Here is a 1,422-nt window from a genome sequence, read left to right as displayed (position 1 = left end):
GGTCGCGTCCGTCAACGTGGTGTAATTGGGGTGTGGCCTCGGGCCGCATCGATCAGGCGGCTTTCGGTGTAATCTGTAGCGGCGGCGTCTCCTCGATCAGTGGTGTTGCGAGGGCGGTCATTCCCTCGAGTTGCATGTATCGGTGTTGGAGTTGGTATTCGTCATTTCGTTCGAGCAGCACGGCGCCGATCAGGCGGATGATGCTATCCTCGTTGGGGAAGATGCCGACGACGTCGGCGCGGCGCTTGACCTCCTTGTTGAGCCTTTCGAGCGGATTTGTGCTATGTAATTTGACCCGGTGCTGTTCGGGGAAGGTCATATAAGCGAGCACGTCGTGCTCGGCGGCATCCATGCAGTCGCCGAGCTTGGGCCAGCGTCCGCGCAACTGGTCAGCGACGTGGCGCCATGTCTGGGTCGCGGCGGCATGGTCGGGCTGGAGGAAGACCTGGCGGATCGCGGCGGCGACGACCGTGTTCTGGCCCTTGGGCACATGCGCCAGCGCGTTCCTCATGAAGTGAACGCGGCACCTTTGCCAGGTCGCCCCGACGACGCGGGTGATGGCGGCTTTCAGGCCCTCATGGGCATCGGAGATGACCAGCTTCACCCCCTTCAAGCCGCGCCGGACGAGGTCGCGAAGGAAGGTCGACCAGAATGGCTCGGCCTCGCTCGGGCCGATGTGCAGGCCCACGATCTCGCGCTTGCCCTCGGTGGTGACCGCAACAGCTATTATTGCGGCGACGCTGACGATCCTGCCGCCCTCGCGGACCTTGAGGTAGGTGGCGTCGAGCCACAAATATGGCCAATCGCCGACCAGCGGACGCTTGAGGAAGGCGTTCACGCGCTCGTCGATGTCCTTGCACAGCTTCGACACCGACGACTTGGAGATGCCGCTCATCCCCATTGCCTGGACCAGTTCGTCGACCCGGCGGGTACTGACGCCGGCGATCCACGCCTCCTGGATCACCGACACCAGCGCCTTTTCAGCGGTCTTGCGCGGTTCGAGAAAGCCAGGGAAGTAAGCCCCGGTCCGCAACTTGGGGATTTTCAGGTTCAGCGTTCCGAGCCGGGTGTCCAGGCTGCGGTCGCGGTAGCCATTGCGCCATGTGCTGCGGTCGCTGGATCGCTCATGACGTCCAGCGCCAATCAGGCCGTCGACGTCGGCCTCCATGATGATCTGCAGCACGCTCTCGGCGACGGTGCGAAGAAAGTCGCCATCTCCGCTCTTCGCCATCAGCTCGGCAAGCGGTAATCTGTCTTCGGTCATCGGGATCAACTCCTCGGTTAGGGTGAAGCTTCGACACCTCCACCTTACCGATGAGCCCGGTGGCCACCAGATGGGCCGCCGGGGGTGGGGCCTCGGCCCCACCCCCGGCAACGCCGTCATCTACACCGGGAAATTACACCATCACCGCGGACGCTAGC

General features: G+C 63.6%; 1 protein-coding gene. It reads right to left on the bottom strand.

The window, feature by feature from the left end; translation table 11 throughout:
- Positions 1–52 precede the first annotated feature (52 nt).
- Positions 53–1,264: an IS256 family transposase gene (locus tag ACFO3E_RS15165; protein WP_380805799.1), complete on the bottom strand. Its 1,212-nt coding sequence runs from the start codon at positions 1,262–1,264 to the stop codon at positions 53–55.
- Between the last annotated feature and the right edge of the window lie 158 nt (positions 1,265–1,422).

Source organism: Sphingobium tyrosinilyticum (genome assembly GCF_042654265.1).
Classification (GTDB): Bacteria; Pseudomonadota; Alphaproteobacteria; order Sphingomonadales; family Sphingomonadaceae; genus Sphingobium; species Sphingobium tyrosinilyticum.
This window is presented reverse-complemented; position numbering and strand designations above follow the sequence as displayed.